23 protein-coding genes are annotated in these 22,062 nt (G+C 32.7%); 11 read left to right on the top strand and 12 right to left on the bottom strand.

The genetic code is table 11. The features are described 5' to 3' along the window. Positions 1-13 precede the first annotated feature (13 nt). Positions 14-1,321 (bottom strand): hypothetical protein, encoded by a 1,308-nt coding sequence (locus BGO27_07645; protein ID OJV15772.1) that lies wholly within the window; start codon positions 1,319-1,321, stop codon positions 14-16. A gap of 179 nt (positions 1,322-1,500) precedes the next feature. Between BGO27_07645 and BGO27_07640 the strand changes: the two genes are divergently transcribed. After that, positions 1,501-2,349 carry a hypothetical protein gene (locus BGO27_07640; GenBank protein OJV15771.1) on the top strand — a complete coding sequence of 283 codons (849 nt, stop codon included), beginning with the start codon at positions 1,501-1,503 and terminating at the stop codon, positions 2,347-2,349. A 7-nt stretch (positions 2,350-2,356) separates the two neighbouring features. Here BGO27_07640 and BGO27_07635 read toward each other — a convergent pair whose 3' ends face one another. Beyond that, entirely contained in the window at positions 2,357-3,124 is a 768-nt protein-coding gene (locus BGO27_07635) for an NAD kinase (protein OJV15770.1), read from the bottom strand. A 227-nt stretch (positions 3,125-3,351) separates the two neighbouring features. Between BGO27_07635 and BGO27_07630 the strand changes: the two genes are divergently transcribed. The 4 genes from BGO27_07630 (at position 3,352) to BGO27_07615 (ending at position 9,546) form a co-directional block, all read left to right on the top strand. Beyond that, positions 3,352-5,034, top strand: coding sequence for a hypothetical protein (locus BGO27_07630; GenBank protein OJV15769.1), 1,683 nt, complete (start codon positions 3,352-3,354; stop codon positions 5,032-5,034). Positions 5,035-5,127: 93 nt separating this feature from the next. After that, positions 5,128-5,253: a 50S ribosomal protein L36 gene (locus tag BGO27_07625; GenBank protein OJV15768.1), complete on the top strand. Its 126-nt coding sequence runs from the start codon at positions 5,128-5,130 to the stop codon at positions 5,251-5,253. Between the two features lie 66 nt (positions 5,254-5,319). Further along, the gene (locus tag BGO27_07620; GenBank protein ID OJV15767.1) at positions 5,320-6,198 is read left to right on the top strand and encodes a hypothetical protein; all 879 of its coding nucleotides are present in this window, start codon (positions 5,320-5,322) and stop codon (positions 6,196-6,198) included. A gap of 51 nt (positions 6,199-6,249) precedes the next feature. Continuing rightward, entirely contained in the window at positions 6,250-9,546 is a 3,297-nt protein-coding gene (locus tag BGO27_07615; protein OJV15766.1) for a hypothetical protein, read from the top strand. 36 nt (positions 9,547-9,582) lie between these two features. On the opposite strand, the gene BGO27_07610 is transcribed toward BGO27_07615, so the two are convergent. The 10 genes from BGO27_07610 to BGO27_07565 all read right to left on the bottom strand — a co-directional run bounded on the left by BGO27_07610 (position 9,583) and on the right by BGO27_07565 (position 15,596). Then, positions 9,583-9,816: a TonB box-like protein gene (locus BGO27_07610; GenBank protein ID OJV15765.1), complete on the bottom strand. Its 234-nt coding sequence runs from the start codon at positions 9,814-9,816 to the stop codon at positions 9,583-9,585. Then, positions 9,816-11,081: a serine--tRNA ligase gene (locus BGO27_07605; GenBank protein ID OJV15764.1), complete on the bottom strand. Its 1,266-nt coding sequence runs from the start codon at positions 11,079-11,081 to the stop codon at positions 9,816-9,818. Before BGO27_07605 ends, BGO27_07610 begins: the two co-directional genes overlap by 1 nt. After that, complete coding sequence (locus BGO27_07600; GenBank protein OJV15763.1) at positions 11,074-11,820, bottom strand: twin arginine-targeting protein translocase TatC; 747 nt, start codon at positions 11,818-11,820, stop codon at positions 11,074-11,076. Before BGO27_07600 ends, BGO27_07605 begins: the two co-directional genes overlap by 8 nt. Beyond that, complete coding sequence (locus BGO27_07595; GenBank protein OJV15762.1) at positions 11,768-12,076, bottom strand: hypothetical protein; 309 nt, start codon at positions 12,074-12,076, stop codon at positions 11,768-11,770. The genes BGO27_07600 and BGO27_07595 overlap by 53 nt, the downstream gene beginning before the upstream one ends. Continuing rightward, positions 12,054-12,509, bottom strand: coding sequence for a hypothetical protein (locus BGO27_07590; protein ID OJV15761.1), 456 nt, complete (start codon positions 12,507-12,509; stop codon positions 12,054-12,056). The genes BGO27_07595 and BGO27_07590 overlap by 23 nt, the downstream gene beginning before the upstream one ends. 12 nt (positions 12,510-12,521) lie before the next feature. Then, on the bottom strand, positions 12,522-12,656 hold the full coding sequence (locus BGO27_07585) for a DUF1674 domain-containing protein (protein OJV15760.1): 135 nt from the start codon (positions 12,654-12,656) through the stop codon (positions 12,522-12,524). After that, positions 12,622-13,860, bottom strand: a complete 1,239-nt coding sequence (locus BGO27_07580; protein ID OJV15759.1) for a hypothetical protein — start codon at positions 13,858-13,860, stop codon at positions 12,622-12,624. The genes BGO27_07585 and BGO27_07580 overlap by 35 nt, the downstream gene beginning before the upstream one ends. Positions 13,861-13,989: 129 nt before the next feature. After that, positions 13,990-14,205, bottom strand: a complete 216-nt coding sequence (locus BGO27_07575) for a hypothetical protein (GenBank protein ID OJV15758.1) — start codon at positions 14,203-14,205, stop codon at positions 13,990-13,992. A 163-nt stretch (positions 14,206-14,368) separates the two neighbouring features. After that, a complete protein-coding gene (locus tag BGO27_07570) occupies positions 14,369-15,025 on the bottom strand; it encodes a DNA polymerase III subunit epsilon (GenBank protein ID OJV15757.1) in 657 nt (218 codons plus the stop codon). Then, positions 15,000-15,596 carry a dephospho-CoA kinase gene (locus BGO27_07565; protein OJV15756.1) on the bottom strand — a complete coding sequence of 199 codons (597 nt, stop codon included), beginning with the start codon at positions 15,594-15,596 and terminating at the stop codon, positions 15,000-15,002. The genes BGO27_07570 and BGO27_07565 overlap by 26 nt, the downstream gene beginning before the upstream one ends. A 94-nt stretch (positions 15,597-15,690) precedes the next feature. On the opposite strand from BGO27_07565, the gene BGO27_07560 reads away from it, so the two are divergent. The 6 genes from BGO27_07560 to BGO27_07535 all read left to right on the top strand — a co-directional run bounded on the left by BGO27_07560 (position 15,691) and on the right by BGO27_07535 (position 21,980). Further along, on the top strand, positions 15,691-16,233 hold the full coding sequence (locus BGO27_07560) for a hypothetical protein (GenBank protein OJV15755.1): 543 nt from the start codon (positions 15,691-15,693) through the stop codon (positions 16,231-16,233). 11 nt (positions 16,234-16,244) lie between these two features. Next, positions 16,245-17,774, top strand: coding sequence for a F0F1 ATP synthase subunit alpha (locus BGO27_07555; protein ID OJV15754.1), 1,530 nt, complete (start codon positions 16,245-16,247; stop codon positions 17,772-17,774). Positions 17,775-17,786: 12 nt separating this feature from the next. Further along, positions 17,787-18,674: a hypothetical protein gene (locus BGO27_07550; GenBank protein ID OJV15753.1), complete on the top strand. Its 888-nt coding sequence runs from the start codon at positions 17,787-17,789 to the stop codon at positions 18,672-18,674. Between the two features lie 13 nt (positions 18,675-18,687). Further along, entirely contained in the window at positions 18,688-20,115 is a 1,428-nt protein-coding gene (locus BGO27_07545) for a F0F1 ATP synthase subunit beta (protein ID OJV15752.1), read from the top strand. Next, on the top strand, positions 20,116-20,481 hold the full coding sequence (locus BGO27_07540; GenBank protein ID OJV15751.1) for a hypothetical protein: 366 nt from the start codon (positions 20,116-20,118) through the stop codon (positions 20,479-20,481). 230 nt (positions 20,482-20,711) lie between these two features. Then, entirely contained in the window at positions 20,712-21,980 is a 1,269-nt protein-coding gene (locus BGO27_07535; GenBank protein ID OJV15750.1) for a proline--tRNA ligase, read from the top strand. Positions 21,981-22,062 lie beyond the last annotated feature (82 nt).

Here is a 22,062-nt window from a genome sequence, read left to right as displayed (position 1 = left end):
TTAGTTAAAATATTTACTTTTTTAGAATTTTACTTTTAGCTTTGTCAAAATGATTGAACTTTTCAGGTGAGTTTTTACAATGTTTAGACCTATAGCAAAGTTTTTTCACTGTCATATTTGTTAAATCTAACGTTTTTCTACGTTCTTCAGTTTTAATACTAAGATCCGAATCGTTAGATACTACTGATTTTAAATGATGTTTTAAGCATGCAACGTTGTGACTAAATAACTTAGTAAACACTTCCAAAGTTTCAATCATTTCAGCTTTATGAGTTATTTTTTCATTTGTAAAATGCTCTTTTATAGATCTATGTAGTAAATTGATATGATCCTGCTCTATAGCTTCAAAATAACTAATAGCGTTTCTAATGCTTTTACTCGGAATGTTACTAATTAATTTTAGTAAATTAAGGTGACGATCGCTATATACTATTTGGTTTATGCTTTCACCCGTAATGCAATCGTTGTCGTTGTAATCAACATGTAGCATTTGAGGGAAATTGCCTTTTTCATTAAATATTAGGTTGCCTTTATCAGTTTTTGATACCCACGAACCCATCAATTTAAGGTAATTACTATAATATGGCATTATCAGATTAGTAGCAGATGTTTCATATAGTAATTTATTGTCAAAATCATATTCCATTGGTAAGGCATATCCATAATCAATCTTTGCAGCTTTAAGTGTCATTGTTTCATCACACGGAACAAAACCCATATTTAGTAAGCCATAGCCGATACCGTCTATATCCTGAGTAACCATAATAAACATCATAACAATTGCTAATGAATCGAAATCAATGGTATATTCCTTGTTTTTGTAAGAAATTACTTGCCCAGGATTAAACAGGGTTTCCAAATGCTCAAATTTGTAGTCATACCTGCGAATTTCGTTTAGCTTAAGCTGGAAAGTAGACGCTATAATAGTTCCGATATCAACATAGTTATTGATTCTCTTAGATAAAACGTAGTTTACTCTTCCTTTTTTTAGTGTCTTACGGGACATCATTTTATTCTGAGCAAAATATGCGCCTGAGTTTTTAAAAAGTCTTGAATATACAGATACCATAACTTCTTTCACATAATCATCGCAATATTCAATTTCCTTTCTGATTATATGCACTTTATTTTTTGTTTTTTTGATATGACCGATATCACTTTTTTCATTTTTAATTATCTCTTTATTTTCCAGAGCTTTTTGATTGCTAGGTCTTAATTCAATATGGCTAAATGAAGATGGTTCTATTGCCTGATATTTATCAACTTCCCTTATAATTAAATTTTCAGTAAAGCTATTTCTCTTAATATTTTTTATTCTCATAAATCTATTTGTTAAGTAAATGTTAATTTAAGGTTAATATATATAAACAATTTGTTAAAATAATCAACATATTTATTTAAGGGAATATAAAAACGATAGAAAAATATTTAATTAGTGCAGGTTGACGTTACATTAATAACATGATAAATGTTGGATAAACCATTGATAAAAAAGGAAAAATGCGTTTTTTGCAGCAAATATATCAAAAATACATTGCTACTAATTCAAGTTTAATATCTTCAGCCATTGAACATACAAAACAGGAAAATGAAAGTTCGTATATGAAGGCTGCAGAAGCACTTAGTTACTTTAAGCCTTCTTACTTTATATCAAATATCAATAATTATCAAACACTTAAGAGCAATCTAGAAAAATTTGTAAGCAACTACCATACTGACGAAGCTGTAGGTAAGCATTATATAAAACTTGTTGAAAGTCTTGTTAAGATTACCGCCAGTAATTTTGAACTTGGAATCACAAGCTTTATGAGATTATATCCCAATAGTGGATTTTATTATATCTTTAAAAATGCTAAAAAATATGGCTTTTATAATCACGAAGAAGCAAAAAGTATTTTAGAAATGATTGATACTAATAACAAAGCTCATAATACAAGTGTTATAAGTATACCAGCATTTTGTTATTATAATGATATTCTAATTGATCAGGATATCTTTGATAAATATATAAAGAATCAGCTAAAAGACTATTATTCCAGTCTTTATATTATGAATCATCAAATACATGATATTATTGTAGAAAACAATTATGAGAAATATGGCGGAAAATTTGATCTAAATAAATTAATCTCAGGATGGAAAAGCTCATTAAGCTGCATTCAGGAAGAAGTAAATCACATGGGTTACGTCAACATAGTAAATAAGTATCAGTATACAGCAGATTTGCAAAAAATGTATGAGCAGTTAGATTACGAGAATCACACACATGAGGAAATTGAGATGCTAAGTAATGAAGTATCGCTGGATTTTTATGATTACTTTATATCGCACCATAATTACTGGCTATAGATTATATCTATACTTTAAACTGCTCATTAATTAAGCGGTCTTCTAAATTGTGATCGTGATCAAATAATAAATCAATGCTTATACGTTGTTCTTGCTGAATGTTTACGCTAACAACATTATGGATCTCAAAAAAGTCAGCCGATACGTTTACAGGTCTTTTGGAGTTTTCTAGCACGCTTATATCTATTACTGAATTAATTGGTAGTAAAGCGCTTTTCCATCTTTTAGGGTAATAAGCGTTGATTGCAGTTAAAGCGATAAGATTTGATTCTATAGGCATGATGGGGCCTCCTGCAGAAAAATTATAAGCACTGCTTCCAGCAGGTGTTGCTATAATAACGCCGTCACCACTAATTTCTGGTATTTTAAGCTTTTGATTAATATGGACTTCAAGTTTAGCTGACTGGTTAGTTTGTCTAAATAATGAAACTTCATTAATCGCAACCTTTTCGTGAATCATGCCACTTTGATCTTTTGCCCTTAGTTTTAATGGATGAAGTGTTGATAATTCAGCAGTTTGAATTTTTTCTATAATATTGTCAGTATATTCATTAAGTAAAAAACCAACTGTTCCTGTATTTATACCGTAGAACTTAAATCCATAACCCATATAGTTGTGTAATGTTCTTAACATGAATCCATCGCCACCTAATACTAATATCAGGTCACCTGGCTTTGCATCGTCTAAATTCGTATTGGCTTTAATATGGTTTGTAAGCTTTTGATAAGTTTCAATGGTTTTAGGTGTATCATTATAAATAACAAAAGTTTGCATAAAATTTAAGTCCAGCGTAATTAAGATAACTCTTTGGATTATGGCGCTTTTTTTATTATTTGTCTAATAAGTTATAAGAATTTTATTATAATATTTATCCACAAGAATTATATATTTATCCACAATCTATACAAACTTATCCACATCTTAATTAACATAAAAATCCACATAGATTAAAAAAGAAATTATGTTATAATAAATTTATAAAATTCAAAGGGATATACACAGTGCGTATTTTTTATTTATTTATAAGCTTACTTATGCTTGTTAATATTGCCAAAGCTGAAGAAGTTCTTACAGCAGTAATGTATAACAAAAGTAGTATCATAGAAGTTAAGCCAGCAAAAGGCTGGAAGGTATATTATAAAAATCCTGGTTCTTTCGGGGAACCTATGCAAATTTATCAGGGAAATCAGGAGATCAGCTTTATATCATCTCCGCCTGACAGAATATCTACAATGAAATTTGAAGAGTTCGCTTATACAGGTAAATTTTATATTAAGCCTATTTTTTCAGAAAATTCTAATGATCAGGCGCTGATTTTGCAATATACTGCTTGTAATAAAATTTGTGTTGCTGGAAAAGCCGAAGTAGCAAATTTAGATGAAATCTTAACAGAAGCTGAAATTCCCGCTTATGCTGAATTGCCCAAAGTTAAAGACTATAATATTACGCTAAACATTAAAAATAACTTACAAATAGTTAGCGACTATGATGATATTATCTTTAGTGATCCTGGTATGATAACCAGAAAAGAAGGTGGCAAGATTTATCTTCTTTTAAATCCTGAAATGCAAAAGGGCAAAGAGGCTTTAATAAAAAATGATGGGAAATATGAAGTAATTACTATTGCATTAAATGGTAATATAGAAGTTTTAGAAGATAAGGTTTATGTTCCAACATTAAGTATTATAGCAATGGCATTTTTAGGAGGGTTAATACTCAATATTATGCCATGTGTTTTACCTGTCCTTTTCTTAAAAATCTGGGGGATTGTAAAATATAATAATATATCACGCAGGCATATATTAGCTACAATAGCTGGTATTTTTAGCTTTTTCATTATTATAGCAGGACTTAGTATGTCATTTAAGGCTTTGGGTAATGAACTTGGATGGGGTATACAATTTCAAAACAAGTATTATGTTATATTTCTAATGCTTATAACATTGGTATTTGGTCTTTCATTCTTTGGTATTATTAAACTTCCTCAAAAAATCATCGAGATAAAAACTAAATATGAATTTGCTGAGCATTACTTAATGGGTGTTCTTGCTTGTTTACTTGCAACGCCCTGTACAGCACCATTTTTAGGAAGTGTTCTTGGCTATACAATCTCTCTCGGATATTTTGAAAATATACTAATATATTTATTTATATTTGTTGGATTTGCATTTCCATATTTTATTATGCTTATTAAACCTAAACTTCTGTTATTTATGCAAAATTTGGGTATGTATTCAAAAATAATAAACAAAATTTTAGGCACAGCACTAATAATAACGTCACTTTGGTTATTTATAGTTTTATTGTATCAACTTGATATTATTGAAAATAAAGAAAATAATTGGATGAAGTTTACTCAGGAAAAATTAAAAGAAGAGTTAGAAGATCATAATTTAGTATTTGTTGATATTACTGCTAAATGGTGTTTAACATGCCAGTTTAACAAGGTAAGGGTGTTAGATACAGAAGAAATAAGAGATATTTTTGCGACTCATAATGTAAAGCTGTTTAGAGGCAATTATAATATCCAAAGTACTGATATTGAAGATTATTTACATAAAAATGGTAGAAAAGGTATACCTTTTAATGCCCTATATGATAAAAAAGGTAAAATATACATATTTTCGGAAGTTTTAGATGCCGATACTATCAAAAAGAAAGTAGAGCAATTTTCGTCTCATTAAATTATCAAGAAAAACACAGTAACTTCTTGACAACTTAAGCGTATTTGATTATAAGCTTTTTAAGTATCGAAATTTTTTTAGGTGGCAAGTATCATGAAGATTGTTAACTCACTCAAAACATTGAAAAAAAGAGATAAAAACTGCAGAATCGTAAGAAGAAAAGGCAGAGTTTATGTAATTAATAAAAAGAATCCTCGTTTTAAAGTACGTCAGGGTTAATTTATAAATTAAAAAAATTTTTAAGTGGTTTAGAATATTTTCTAAGCCACTTTTTTTTATACTTTTATGGTTCACAAAATTACATATATTTCAACACTTTATAATAAATCTGACTATATAATCAGAGTTTTAGAATCTATTTGTAATCAGGATACAAATAATTTCATTAAAGAAATAATTGTAATAGATGATGGTTCTACCGATGATTCCTATCAAAAAGTATTAGATTTTAAAAGATATTCACCAATTCCTATAAATGTTATTTCTCAGGCAAATAAAGGACCTAGCGCTGCTTTAAATGCTGCGCTAAGGGTTTTGAGTGGTGATTTTGTGTGTTTTGTAGATGCTGATGACGTGCTTTTACCATACGCTACAAGCCTAATGATTGAATATCTTGAAAAAAATAAGGTAGATGTGGTTTTTGGTAAAATTGCCGAAAACTATAATGAAATTGAAGATTATTGTATTACAGATTTCAAAACTAAGAGATATTCAAAACCCATTAAAGAAACCTTACAGTCTTTAAGTGTTGTTGGTGCTACCAGGTCACTCGCAAAGGTCGATATTATTAAAAAAGCAGGATTTTGTAACGAAAATATAAGGACTCAGGATTATCAGCTGACATTAAGTATCTGTAGATTTACGGATTTTCTGTTTATTGACAAGTATTTAGCATATAATCTTGCCCCAAAATCTGAAAGATTTTCTTTTGATAAAAAACGGGAAATAAATGATATAAATTTATCGTTACTTGATTTTTTGCTTAAAAATCAGGATCTTCCCAAAAATCTTATCAAATTTGGTATTAATCGCTGTTTAAGGCGATTAAAAAGATTTAAAAAAATTAGTTTCTTTAAGTACATAAAGTATAAGATTTTGCTTATAATTCATATCTCAAATCCTTCAAATATTATTACAAACATATTGACATTTATTAATAAATAGTTTATAATTGGCTAAATTTTTAAATATTATTATTAATTTGTGTGGTAAACCATGGTGCAAAAATTTAAGGATTATAAAGAAGTTATTGCTCATTTAGAAAGCGAAAAAAGAAAAAATGGTAATCAGACTCTTAAACTAAAACCTTCGGAGATTTTTAGTTATTTTGATCATGCTTATCACTATTTTGATGTAATGAAAATTATAGATTATGTTGATCTAAGTTACGCAATGTCAAACGCAAACTGGTTGATTGATGGATTTAGAGCTTTTAAATCTTATTTAAAATTTAACTTTAGATACAATGGTACTTTAGATGTATTTTCCACAATGCGCGAAAATAAGCTACAATCAAGCGCGCTTGTGCTATCAGAAGTAGCCAGATATGCAACGCAGATGATGGCTCCTATTTACTTTGCTAGGTTTTTAAATATTGCAATTACCTCAGGATCAATACTTACTATGCCAGGTTTGTTTTCTATAAGCAGCTTAGTATTAAGCAGAGTATTTGATGCTACAAGTAAATCAATTGTTGAAAATTTTAGAGAAAAGTATGTAGATAGATTCTATGATAAAAAAGTTAAGCGTTTAGAACAAGAGTCATTCTTAAATTACCAAACAGTAACAGGTAAGGTAATTAATAGAGATATGATCAAAGACTCTTTAGCAAAAGGATTTACATCAAACTTTACAACTGTTGAAGCAGTATTTAATTTACTTCTATTAACTTCAAGCGGTTTATTTACTTTATATTCTCTTAGAGCGAATCCACATACAAGTATCGCAATTCATGGCTTAAACTTAGTAAGTAAGGTAATACCAGCAGTAATTACGGCAGGTAGCATATTGGCTGGATATTTAGCGATGTTCAGGCTAAGAGATTTTGTGAATTTAATGAAATCATTTTTTAGCGCAATAACGTTAGTTCCAGGCTTTCGTAGAGGAATAAACTTTATCACTCAAGCTAAAGCAATGTCTAATTTGGCTGATCAGGACTCAGCTGCTCTGTTTCAAGCAATCCATGAGAAAAATAGAGATGGAATTATCAGTGGCGCGGTTAATATTCTAATGAAAAATTCGAGTATTCTAGCTTCAGATAAAGCTGTGGTAAGTCAAGAATTAAAAGTACTAATAAATGATCCTAAGAAAAAAGCTGCTATAATAAATGCTATAATTGGTAATACTGCAGTAGTTAATCTTTATAATGTTTTAAAAATCGATTCTTTAGCTGCAAATTATTTGAGTAAGTTGAATATGGTTAAAGATGAGGCTTTAGAAGACTCAGATTCAATGAGCTTATTAGGATCAGTTCTACTGGCTGTTATAAAGCCAGATGTAGCAGAAGCTCAGGGTATAAATTTATTTCAGGAATTAAATAAATTACCTGAAGGTGATTTTAAAAATAACATTATATATTTATTAGAAAATAAATCAGATTTCATAGCAGTTTGTAAAAAAGAAATTCCTAACATTACTAAAGTATTTGAAGTTAAAAATCTAAAATCAATTACAAATGTAATGTTAGAGCAAATCGATGCTAAAAGTGCGCCAAATGCATTCAAAAATAAAAAGACTATTACTAAAGATTTAAATAAATTAATTGGTAACATTGCATATGTTAGTAAGGTCGTGAACTTCGGTCTTACATTAGTTGCAAGGATTCAGGGGCTTTATGTTTGGGAGCTTATGGGGCTTTATTCAGAAAGAAGAACTGCGGCTTCTAACGTTGCTAAAGATACAGTAAATGCGCCAGAAGCTAAACAATTAAAACAGACTGAACTTAATAGTCTTAAAATTGAAAATGATTCAAAAAAATTAAAAGCGATTGATAATAAGCTGGCATTTACAAACTTTGTTAAGAAAACGCTTAGAAAAACAGCTGATATGATATCTAGCATTTCTACAATTATTACTGGTATTTTTGGTATAGCATACGGCATTACTGATGCCATTACCGAGCTTGCAAGATTTATTGTAGATATTTACATGGTTCAAAACCGTCAGGATGGTCAGATCCTTTCAGAGCGTGGTAACAGTCATGCTAAGGAACTTGCTGAAGATGGAGAAGGTTTAAAGCTTGCAAGTATATTTTTAGAACTTGAGTCACACAGAACGGAGGCATATCAAGCTGCTTACAAAGGTAAGGCAGAGGTTATGAGTGATGCAGAAGTTAAGGCAAGTAATGGAACTTTAATTAGGTTCAATGAAGGATTTAAAGTGGGACTTCCTAAAAATCTAACAGGTATAAGTATTATGGATCAGTTTCTTGAAGGTTTTGGTCCTTTGGTTTCATCCGTTTTGGGTTCTTTTAATCCACCAGGTAAAGATACTTTCCATTCAAAAGCAACACCTCTTATGGAGCTTAAAAATAAAATTGAAGTAAAAGAAGGTGATATCATTATATTTAAAGGTCAGACAGGTGGTGGTAAAACAACACTATTACTTACTACAACTATGTGGAATATATTTAATGGTCATATCAAAATGCACCCTGATGTTCCTGAGGCTTTCGCAATAGTACCGCAAAAAGGCTATAAAATGCTAAATGGTATTAGTATGCTTGACTTTATTAAAGTTGGTATGAAAGATACCGCAATTGCTAGTCATCAGGCAACTGATCCAAATAAACCTATTGATGAAGTTTTAATCGAAAACTTGAGAAAAGAAATGGTATGGCTTGGTTTAAGTTCTAAGCATTATTTTGTACAAAAAATTGGTTCTAATAATACAGATCCTTTAAAAGGTGATATATCTACAAATTATTCAGGTGGTGAGTCTGTAAGAATGCTGATTGCCAGAATGATAATGCAAAGAGAAAAAGTTATTTTCCTTGATGAGTCACTTACTCACCTTGGTAAGATGGATCCTGATTTAAGTGCAGAAAATTTATATAGAGGTTTTTGTACATTATTTGAAGTTCCATATAACCCGGAACATGAGAAGACTTTAAAAGAAAAGCCAAATTTAAAGAAAATAGTGAAAGAAATTTGGAATATGCATCCTGATAAACAAACTCAGGAAGTGAAAGATTTCTTAATGTCAAGACTGACGCCAAATAGAAATCTGGTGCAAATTAGACTTAAGAAATATGTGAAAGATCATAAGGCGGCAATTATTTCAGTTCAGCACGACGAAAGCTATAATGATTTTGCTGATTTTGCGACTAAAGAATGGAATTTGAGAACTAGTAAATATAGTGCAGATAATAATATTTCATGTTGCACAATTGAAGAAAAAGGCTTAGTTCCAAATGCCGCTCCGCAAGTTGCTGCTCCTCAGGTTGTCCCGCAAGTTAGCTGGAAGGAAGTTGTAGAAAAAATTGATAGAGCTTTAATTGTTCCGGTAGTATAATGTTTGAATAAAAAAAGGGTCATTTTGACCCTTTTTTTATGAAAATTCAGGTGCGCAATTAAACACTTCGCTTAAGAATGTAAACCTGGACTGAACTTGGTTATTTATTTCAACTGTCTCTTCAAACATGGCTTTTGGTCTTACCCATATGCCATAATCCCCATAAAGACTATGATACACAACCATTTCCTCTAAAGTTTCTGTATGACGTGCTAACCCTAAAACTCTGTACTTCTTACCTGAATAATGCTCATAAATTCCTAGTTTCATTATAAAGCCTCAATTTTTTTTACACCACCCATATAAGGTACTAATTTCTCAGGAATTATTATGCTCCCGTCTTCTTGCTGATAGTTTTCTAAAATTGCAACCATTGTACGGCCAACAGCAAGTCCTGATCCGTTAAGAGTATGAACAGGGAAATTTTCGCCATCGCGTTTAAATCTTGCTTTCATACGTCTACCCTGAAAGTCACCACAATTTGAGCAGCTTGAAATTTCACGGTAAGTATTTTGCCCTGGTAGCCATACTTCAATGTCATAAGTTTTCTGTGCAGAAAAGCCCATATCACCGCTACAAAGTAGCATTACCCTATAAGGAAGCTCAAGCTTTTGTAGAATAGATTCTGCAGCAGCAAGCATTCTTTCATGCTCAGTATTAGAATGTTCTGGCGTTGTAATACTTACAAGTTCAACTTTGGTAAACTGATGCTGCCTAATCATACCGCGCGTATCTTTACCTGCGCTACCAGCTTCTGATCTAAAGCATGGGCTGTACGCAGTAAACCTTAGCGGAAGCTCTTTCTCATTTAAAATAGCATCAGCTACAATATTAGTTAGTGATACTTCTGATGTTGGGATAAGTCTATAACCATTTGTAGTCTGGAAAGATTCTTCAGCGAATTTTGGAAGCTGACCTACGCCAAACATAGCCTGATCTTTAACCAAATATGGCGGAACAATTTCAGTATATTCCCAGTCGTTTACGTGACTGTCTAGCATAAAGTTTTGCAATGCTCTTTCCATGCGGGCTAAGTCTTTTTTAAGCAAAACAAATCTGCTTCCTGATATTTTTACAGCTGTTTCAAAATCCATTTGCTTTAGGTTTTCACCAAGCTCCCAGTGGTTTTTAGCTTCAAATGGCAATATATTAGGTTCTAAATAGTGCTTAATTGAAACGTGATCATTTTCATCTTTGCCAACTGGTACTGTTTCATCTGGCAAATTTGGAATTTCGCATAAAATCTTAGTAAGCTCATTATTTTCTTGAGCAGCTTCAAAGCTAGCAATATCTTCTTTAAGTTTGCTGGCTTCTGCTAGCATTTGTTTAAATTCAGGAGATCCTTTATCTTTGAAATTACCAATTTCTTTCGCTAAGATATTGCGTTTTTGCTGCATGTTTTGCAGTTCTGTGATCGCGTTTCTATTCTTTTCGTCTAACTGTAAAATATATTCGGCTGTAATTTCGAGACCGCGTTTTTTCATCCCCTGGTTAAATAAATCAGGATTTTCTCTAATAAAATTTATATCATGCATGATTTTGTCTGACTTTAGTTATTTTTTGAGCAATTAATATCGATAATTCATATAATATTATAAGGGGCAGGGCAAGACAAATCTGGCTTATAATATCTGGTGGGGTTACTATTGCAGCAACTACAAACATTATTACAATAGCATGGCGTCTTTTAGACTTCAGGCTTTTCACAGATACTAAATCTAGCATTACTAAAATTACTAATAGTATGGGTAGTTCAAAAGCTGTACCAAATGCCATCATGATTTTTACAGCTATTTCCGCATATTCACTAACCCGAGTTTCTAATGCTAGAGATAGACCAATTTTTGAGCTAAACTGAAAGCCGGCAAAAAACTCCCACGCGAGCGGAAAGACAAGATAGTAAGCGAAAACAACGCCAGTGATAAATAAGAAAAGTGCAGAAACAAATAAAGGTCTTATAAAACGTTTTTCTTTTTTATAAAGCCCAGGTGCTAAAAATGCGTAAATTTGATATAAAATAAACGGCATAGATATGAATATAGCATTGTACAAAGATATAGTAATATATGTAAAAAATGCTTCACCAAGCCCTGTGTATATAATTTTAATATGATCGCCACTTATTTTTTTGAGTGGTTCCACTAAGAACATAAGTATATTTTCAGAGAAATAATAAGATATTCCAAAGGTTATTAAAATACAAATTACGACTTTGATTAATCTAGATTTTATCTCCGCTATGTGCTGCGATATTTTGAGGTTTTTCTGGTTCATTTTCTTTTATATCTGGTTTAATTAAATCAAGATTATACGCTATATATTCTTTACCGTCATCACCTTTAATCTTGGTTACAAAATCATTTTCACCTGTAACCTCATCAATAAAATCGAATGCTGATTTTCTAAAACTTGCGATTTGTTTTTTGATAGATTTAATAGTTTTCATAATCTGGCTGTAGTCTTCTTTTTTATAGACCATAACCATAACAATAAGTACTATTAAAACTTCAGATAATGAAATCGAAAACATTTTCCTGCTCTTGTTTTTGACCTGTATACTCAACTTCTACGCCTTCCTGAGAAGTTATAGTAATTGATAACAAATTTTTGCTATTAATTTTCTTTGTAATCCAGTCCCAGATGACCACTGCCATATTTTCTATTGTAGGGGGTATATGCTCAAATTCAGCAACATCTTTATTCAAAAACTTATAATTGATCTTCGATAAAACATGTTCATTTACCGCATCATTAATTTTTGCTGGCTTTACAATCATACCTGAAACGGGATCTATTGTGCCGAATAAAGTAAGTTTCAAGGTAAAATTACCACCCATACCGTTAGGATTCTGGCTGTTACCGTATAATATTATATTTTCCTGATCATTCATTTGAGGGTTATAAAGTCTGTAACCACATCTGAAATGATATGTATAAACTAATTTCAGTAAGCTCTTTGACATAAATCCCCCTAATTAAAAATCACTAACTCTGCCTTTGCGTTCCCAGTCACCATAACGTGTTGGCTCTAAGCCACTTGGCCCTCCGAATTCTTCGGGTTTGTTTTCTGATTCTTTAGGTTGCTTTGATTCTTGCGTTTGTTCTTTCATAAGATTTCATCATATAAAGTGCTATTATGGCAAGTACCATAATTAATATTCCATGAGTATAAATCATTCCTGTTTTATTGTAAATGGAAAGGCTCAAAGTAGGGGCATAAGCACCAACCTGACTACCTATAGAATAAGCAAATGATATATTGGTATAGCGCTGACGTACCGAAAACTGTTCAACAGAATATGGGTGAAACGGTACAATAAATATTGCGCAAAGTGATATCATAAGACATTTAAAGATGAGCAGTCCGATAATGCTATCCATTCCTAAAATAGCAAATGCAGGGAAGACCATTACAATTGAACCAATTAAAGATACTACCATTAAATTCCTTGCGCCAAGTTTATCGGTAAGCATACCTGCAAATGGTAAAAACGCTGTATAGTATATTAAAGATACTGTGTTAACCTTCATTACATCTTTAATATCCATAGTGGTTACAACAGTAATAAATGAGTTTACCATAACTGTTGGAATCATGTACAAAGCGCTCACAAAAGAAGTAAGGGCTACTATTAAAAATAGCCTTGGCATATCTTCAATATTGTAATGCTTTTCATGAAATGATTCGTCATCTGATTTTTGAAATTCAGGCGTTTCCTGGGCATACATACGAAAGTATATGCAAACAATCACAGTTATTGATGCAATGTAGTATGGAATTCTCCAGTATTCATTGCCGTAATGAATGATAACATTAGTTGCAAAAGATGCTAATAAAAAGCCTACTGCAGTAAATGCGCAATAAATCCCGCTTGCTAAACCTTTTGCTTTATTTGCGTCATGCTCAATGATATAAATAGCTCCGCCATTATATTCACCAGCAACAAAAAATGCCTGCATAGCTCTGCATAAAATTAGTAAAATAGGGGCGAATATTCCCAAAGTTTCATATGTGGGTAATATTCCCATAGAAATAGTAACCATTGCCATTCCTAAAACCGATATAAGTAATGCTCTTTTACGCCCGAATTTATCACCTAAATACCCGAAAAATAATGCTCCGAATGGTTTACATAGCAAGCTTACCCCATATCCTGAAATCATAAATATTAAGGCAGTCATATCATCTAAGTTTGGAAAAAATAGATTTTTAAGTACTGGGGTCATAAACCCATATAAAGCGGTATCATAGTGTTCAACCATAACACCTAAGTAGGCAGATAATTTTCGGTGATTTGATTTAGTAAAACTCATGGTTACCTATGTGTAAAAAATTTGCATCACATTAAGATAATTTTATGAAATAGTCAATCTTTGGTTATAAAAATAAAAAAAGGTCATACCAGAAAATGTAGTATGACCTTAAAGACATTAAAGCTTATATTAAGCAAGGTAGTCTAATTCAGCTGTTTGAGCAGTTTCTTCAGCTTTGATTTCTTCAAAAACATCACCTAATGTTACTTCAGCAGTTTCTTCGGTTTTTTCTTCAGCTGCTTCTGATAATTCTTTAACTTCGTTTGTATCTTCATCAGTTGGAAGACCAATTGTTAATGTTTCTTCTTTTGTTTCTTCTTCAACAATCACTACTACTTCTGTCATAGCGTTTTCTCCTTAAATAATATAAGTAAAACTAAATTAATTAGACATGAACTATATATAACAAAAAGTTAATATAGCATGATATTCTGAAAGCTAACAACTAAAAGTAACTATGTCAATAACATAATTTACTACTAAAAGTTAATAAGATTTGTGAGAAAAATTATTTATTAATTATCTCGAGAAATTGTTCATGAAGCTGTATTTCTTCAGCTGAGGGAGGAAATTCTCTTGCTTCTCTAAAAATTTTTATTCGCTCTTTTTTAATAACAGTAATTTGTTCGCTTTGAATTGCAAAAGTACGCTGAAACCCGCCTGTTAGGTTAATATATACGTCTGCTAAAAGCTCAGAATCCAGTAATGCTCCGTGTTTATCGCGTTTAGATAAATCAATCTTAAATCTACGGCATAAGGCATCTAAGTTCGCAGGGGAGCCTGGAAATTTAGAGCGACATATTTTTAAAGTGTCGATTACATGATTGGTTATTTTTGGAAATCCAACTAAAGATGCTTCAAAATCCAGGAATTTTAAATCAAACGCGGCATTGTGAATTACTAAGTCATGACTACCTATAAACTCATGAAATTTATGATAAACATCTCTCATAAGTGGCTTATCTTTAAGAAATTCTGTGCTTATTCCATGTACTTTATATGCTTCTTCTGGTACATCACGTTCAGGGTTAATGTAAGCATGAAAAAATCTGCCAGTTTTTGAGCCATTTATCAGTTCTACAGCACCGATTTCTACAACTCTATGACCTTTATATGGGTCAAGACCTGTGGTTTCAGTATCAAGACATATTTTTACATCTTGCATTGATATCTCCAATGATTTTATTTAATTTACGCACTACAAAACTTTCACCAAAATCAGATACTAAACTATAATCCGATTTAGCTAATTTATATGCGTTAGAAGTTTGCCGTTTCAATATAAACCTTACCTGGTCTTCTGTAAAATGGTTTCTTGCCAAGGCTCTGGAAATGCATATTTTTCTGGGTGCTGTTACAGTTATTATGAAATCGCAAATATTTTCACTTTTAGATTCAAACAAAGTTGGCGCTTCTAAAATTAAATAATTATATTTCTTGGTCATGCGAATCCTTGCAATTTCTTTGACAATTTCTTTTCTAAATTTAGGAAAAATATATGATTCAAGTTTATCTAAATCAGTACGATTTTTAAAAACTTTTTCAGCAATTTTTTTTGTATCAACTCCGTTTGAATTTAGACAATCGGGAAATATTTCTGCTAAATCATTTACATCTAGAAGAGTTTTAGCAAACTGATCTGCATTTATAACATAAGCATTGATCATACGTGATAAAATATTAGAAACAAAACTTTTACCGGAGCCAATGCAACCAGTAATCCCAATGACATGCATAAAAAATAATCAATAATTAAATTAGACTCTTGCGTTATAAAAAACTATGTGTTAGTTTCCTGTACATTTGCAAGAATATCATTTTGTACGTTGTATGTCTAATTCGTTGATTAATTTATATGCAAAATCTTTAGTAGAAGTCATTGAAGGCGGAAATCTCTCCAAATTTAAAGACGAACTTCAGGTTTTAACCAAAGTTTTATGTGAAATGAAAGCTGATATAAGAGCTTGCCATTTTGACAGGGCTTTACAAAAAAAGTTTATTGCCAGTATTAATGCTGCCAAAGCTTTCAGGATAGAAATAATAAATTTTTTAAAATTGCTCGCTCAAAATTCAAGATTAGTTTTAGCTGAAAAAATAATTATTCAGGCAATTTCTATAATTAATCAAAAACTTAAAATTAAAGAGATGACCATACTCAGTTCATATGAACTAGATAGTAAAACAAAGTCAGAACTTGAGAGTAAGTTAAGTAAGAGCCTTGGTTTTGAACTACATGTAACATATGAAGTTGATGAAAAGGTTTTGGGCGGCATTAAGATTATAGTTGATAATAAAGAATATGATGCAACAATCCTAGGCAAAATTAATGCTTTTAGGCATTCTGTATTTTCGAAAATTGAACAAATAAAGTAGGCGGGTAGTAAATGGACGTAAAAGCTTCAGAGATTTCAAAGATCATTAAAGAACATATTAAAGACTTTGATTCAGCTGTTCAGGAGAAAGAAGTTGGTCACGTATTATCAATAGGTGACGGTATTGCCAGAATATACGGACTAAACGGTGCTGAAGCAGGTGAAATGCTTGATTTTGAATCGGGTATTAAAGGCATGGCTTTAAACCTTGAAGAAGATAGTGTTGGTGCTGTAGTATTCGGTCACGACAGAAACATCCGTGAAGGTGAAAGAGTAGTAAGAACTAAAGAAATCGTTCAGGTTCCGGTTGGTAAAGAATTACTTGGAAGAGTTGTTGACGCGCTAGGTAATCCTATTGATGGTAAAGGACCTCTTAATGCTTCGATAAAAAGAAGAGTAGAGCTTAAAGCGCCAGGTATTACACAAAGAAAATCAGTTCATGAGCCTATGCAAACTGGTATTAAAGCAATTGACACTCTGATCCCAATTGGGCGTGGTCAAAGGGAATTAATTATTGGTGACCGTCAAACAGGTAAAACAACACTCGCAATCGATACTATTCTTAATCAAAAAGAAGTAAATAAATCAGGCGATGAAAGCAAAAAATTATACTGTATATATGTCGCGATTGGTCAAAAAAGATCAACTGTTGCTCAGGTAGTTAAAACACTAGAAGAAAAAGGTGCGATGGAATATACAATAGTTGTAGCTGCTACCGCTTCTGATCCTGCGCCGCTTCAGTTTTTAGCGCCTTATACAGGTTGCGCAATGGGTGAATTTTTCCGTGATAATGGAATGCACGCATTAATCGTATATGATGATTTAAGTAAGCATGCTGTTGCTTATCGTCAAATGTCATTACTTCTTAGAAGACCGCCAGGGCGTGAAGCTTACCCAGGGGACGTATTCTATTTACACTCACGTTTACTTGAGCGTGCTGCTAAAATGTCTGATGATATGGGCGCAGGTTCACTTACTGCACTGCCTATTATTGAAACGCAGGCTGGTGACGTATCTGCTTATATTCCAACAAACGTAATTTCTATTACAGATGGTCAAATTTTCTTAGAAACAGACTTATTCTTTAAAGGTATTAGACCTGCTGTAAACGTTGGTTTATCTGTAAGTCGTGTTGGTTCTGCAGCTCAAACTAAAGCTATGAAACAGGTTGCTGGTTCTATTAAGCTTGAACTTGCTCAGTACCGTGAAATGGAAGCATTTGCTCAGTTTGGATCAGACCTTGACGTATCTACGCAAAAATTATTAGCACGTGGTCAAAGGCTTACAGAGCTTTTAAAACAGCCACAGTTTGCGCCACTTGCATTTGAAGAGCAGGTAATTGTAATTTATTCGGGTGTTAAAGGTTACCTTGATAAAATGCCAAAAGATAAAGTACAGGCTTTTGAGAAAGATTTGCTTTTAGCTTTAAGAACTAAATATATTGATCTTCTAAAAACAATTAGGGAAGAGCAGAAAATTTCTGACAGTTCAGAAGCTCAAATCAAAAAGATTCTTGAGGATTTTGTTACAAATTACAAATAGTAGATATTTATTATGGCAAATTTAAAAGTCCTTAAAAACCGCATTAAAAGTGTGAAATCAACGCAAAAAATTACAAAAGCGATGAAAATGGTTTCAGCTGCTAAGCTAAGAAGAGCGCGTGAGAAGCTTGAGTTAAGTCTTCCTTATTTTCAGGCGCTGGATGAGATGACTAAAAATGTGGTCGCAGCATGTGATTTTTCTGAAGAAATTTCACCTGAACTAAAAAAATTGCTACTAGGATCCGGTAAGGATGAAAAATATTTAATTATTATCACTTCATCTGACCGTGGTCTTTGTGGTGCCTTTAACAGTTCTATTACAAGATCTGCAAAAAAGTATATGCAGGAGCTAACAGCGGTTGGTAAAAAATTTGAACTGGTTTTAGTTGGTAGTAAAGCCTGTACACTGCTTAAGGCAACACATAATCAATATGTAATCCATCATGAAGAAGGTATTACTAAAAAGCCTATTACTTATACAGCAGCGCATGCCATAGTAGAAAAGATTACAGACCTTTATATGAATGGAAATTACGACAAAGTTGTAATATTTTACAATGAGTTTAAGTCTGCAATATCTCAGGTAGTTAAAAATGTCCAGATACTGCCTTTTGATATTAAACAGGATACAGATACTCAGGACAAAACAACATTTGAATATGAGCCAAATCAAACAGTTATTTTAGAAAAATTACTTATTAAAGCCCTGGCGTCAAAGATATTCCACGTTCTTTTAGAGAACTCAACAAGCGAGCAGGGATCAAGGATGACAGCGATGGACAATGCAACTCGTAATGCTGGTGATATGATTTCTAACTTAACATTAGAGTATAACAGAACTCGTCAGGCGCTTATTACTAAAGAACTTATAGAAATTATTTCAGGCGCGGAAGCTATATAAATTGGAGAAAATTATGTCAAAAAACGTAGGTAAAATTACACAAATTATTGCGGCAGTAGTAGACGTGAAATTTGAAAGTGGCGAAGTACCTCAGATACTTAACGCTCTTGAATGTGATCATAATGGTAAAAAACTAGTACTTGAAGTTGCTCAGCATATTGGTGATAACTCAGTAAGAGCAATTGCCATGGACGCAACAGAAGGTTTAAGACGTGGCATGGACGTAACTGATACTGGTGATCAAATCAGAGTTCCCGTTGGTAAAGCTACTCTTGGCAGGATCATTAACGTAATTGGTGAGCCGATTGATGATATGGGTGATCTTAACGTTGAAACATTAGCTGGTATTCACGCAGATGCTCCAAAGTTTGTGGATCAATCAACAAAAAAAGAGATTTTAGTCACAGGTATCAAAGTTATCGATTTATTAGCACCATATGCCAAAGGTGGTAAAGTAGGTTTATTTGGTGGTGCGGGCGTGGGTAAGACCGTACTTATTATGGAACTTATTAATAATATTGCTAAAGCACATGGTGGATATTCTGTATTTGCAGGTGTTGGTGAGCGTACTCGTGAGGGTAACGATCTTTATCACGAAATGATTGAATCAGGTGTTATTAACCTCAAAGATCAGTCTAAGTCAAAAGTAGCTCTTGTATACGGTCAGATGAATGAGCCTCCTGGGGCGCGTGCAAGGGTTGCGCTTACTGGTCTTACAATTGCTGAAAATTTCCGTGACCATGAAGGTCAGGACGTATTATTCTTCGTAGATAACGTGTTTAGGTTTACGCAGGCTGGTTCAGAAGTATCGGCGTTATTAGGTCGTATTCCTTCTGCTGTAGGTTATCAGCCTACACTTGCTACAGATATGGGCGCGATGCAAGAGCGTATTACATCAACTAAGAAAGGTTCTATTACATCTGTACAGGCGATTTACGTACCTGCCGATGATTTAACAGATCCTGCGCCTGCCGCATCATTTGCCCACTTAGATGCTACAACAGTACTTAGCCGTCAGATTGCAGAGCTTGGTATTTATCCTGCGGTAGATCCCCTTGACAGTACATCACAAATGCTTGATCCAGCGGTGATTGGTGAAGAGCATTATAATGTGGCGCGTGAAGTACAAAGAGTGCTTCAAACATATAAATCGCTTCAGGATATCATTGCAATTCTTGGTATGGATGAGCTTTCAGAAGAAGATAAATTAATTGTAGCAAGGGCTCGTAAAATACAAAGGTTCCTTTCTCAGCCGTTCCACGTGGCTGAAGTATTTACAGGTTCTCCTGGTAAGTTAGTTGCGCTTGAAGATACTATTAAAGGCTTTAAAGGCTTAGTTGAAGGTGAATTCGATGACCTTCCAGAGGCTGCATTCTATATGGTTGGCAATATTGAAGAAGCTAAACAAAAAGCATTAAAACTATCTTTAGAGGTAGCGTAAGTGAAAGTAGAAATACTAACACCTGAAAAAGTAATGAGTTTTGAGGATACTGCTGTGGTATCCTTTAAAACTAAAGAAGGTGAAATGGGGGTTATGGCTGGGCATGAAAACATGATTACCCTGCTTTATCCAGGAATCGTATCTGTACAGCAAGATAAACAAGTTAATCAGTATTTTATTACATCAGGCTTTGCAAAAATATCAGATAGTATTGCAACTTTAGTTGTTGAAGAGATATTTGATAAAACTAATATATCTAGAGAAATGCTTGATGAAAAAAAGAAAGATTTAGAAAATACTCATGAGCATCATCCTGAATATAAAGAAAAAATGCTTGTTGTTGAAGCTTTAACTGAGATGGTTTAATTCAGTAAAAAAAGTTTTTTTGGATAATAAAAATCAGTCAATCAGGGTAGCATTTAGTATTCTTTTATATTTAAGTATAAGTACTTGATAGGCTTCCCATAACCGCTTATTTCAATATATATTTAAATGTCCTCAAGTATAAAATCTTGACTTTATAGAAGTTTCAATCCAAATTTATAAAAAATTTCAAAAATAATTCTATTAATTAATATATTAACTATTGGCTTATTATGTATTTATCTAAGTATTTTGCACCATTAATTAAAGAAACACCAAGTGACGCGCAGGTTATATCACATCAGCTTATGCTACGTAGTGGTATGATCAGGCAACTTTGTTCAGGAATTTATAACTGGCTTCCGCTTGGACTTAGGGTTCTTAAAAAGGTTGAAAACATTATACGTGAAGAAATGGATAAAACTGGCGCTTTAGAAATACTAATGCCTTCAATACAGCCAGCGTCACTTTGGATGGAATCTGAAAGATATGACGCATATGGCAAAGAAATGCTACGTATAAAAGACAGACATGACAATGATATGTTATATGGTCCTACGCATGAAGAAGTAGTAACTGATATATTTAGAACTAATGTAAAGTCATACAAGGAATTACCGCTTACTCTTTATCAAATTCAAACAAAATTCCGTGATGAGATTCGCCCACGTTTTGGTTTAATGCGCGGCCGTGAATTTATGATGAAAGATGCATATTCATTTGATTTAGATGAAGAATCGGCATCTAAAACATATGAAAAAATATTTAATGCATATTTCCAAATTTTCAGGCGTATTGGCGTTACTGCAATTCCTTTAAAAGCGGATACAGGCGCTATTGGTGGAAGTTTAAGCCATGAGTTCCACATTTTAGCTGAAAGCGGTGAAAGTGGCGTTTTCTATGATCCAAAAATATTAGAACTTGATAATATTACGCTTTCAAACTATCAGGATTTTTATGCCGCAACCGACGAAAAGCATGATGCAAACCTAGCGCCAGCAAATGTTGTAGAAAAACGTGGTATTGAAGTTGGACATGTATTTTATTTAGGTCAAAAATATTCAAATGTACTTAATGCTAAAATACAGGGCAAGTTTAGCGACTTTATTCATCCTTATATGGGATGTTATGGCATTGGTGTATCTAGGGTTGTTGCAGCAGTAATTGAAGCGTCTAATGATGAAAAGGGTATTATCTGGCCTGAAGCTATTGCTCCGTTTAAACTTATTGTAACGCCTTTGAAAGTTGAAGGCGGCGTAATGGAAGCTGCGGAAAGAATTTATAATGCCGCGAAAGATAAAGGCATTGAAGTTATAATAGACGACCGTGATTTAAGTGCTGGTAATAAACTTGCGACGGCAGATTTAATAGGAATACCTTATCAAATAGTTATTGGTAATAAATCTATAGAAAACAATGCAGTTGAGTTTAAAAAACGTGGTGGTGATACACAAAATGTAAGTTTAGACTCTATCGAGCAATTGTTAGCGAAACTAGTTTAGTTTTAGTGAAGGATTTTCATGAGGTTGTGCTTCTGAAAATCCACGCCATGAATTATTTTCTTCAGAAATCAAGCTAAGATTT

The organism is Alphaproteobacteria bacterium 33-17 (assembly GCA_001897445.1).
In the GTDB taxonomy this organism is placed as follows: Bacteria; Pseudomonadota; Alphaproteobacteria; order Rickettsiales; family 33-17; genus 33-17.
The sequence above is the reverse complement of the archived record's forward strand: the minus strand, read 5'-3'. Positions and strand labels throughout refer to the sequence as shown.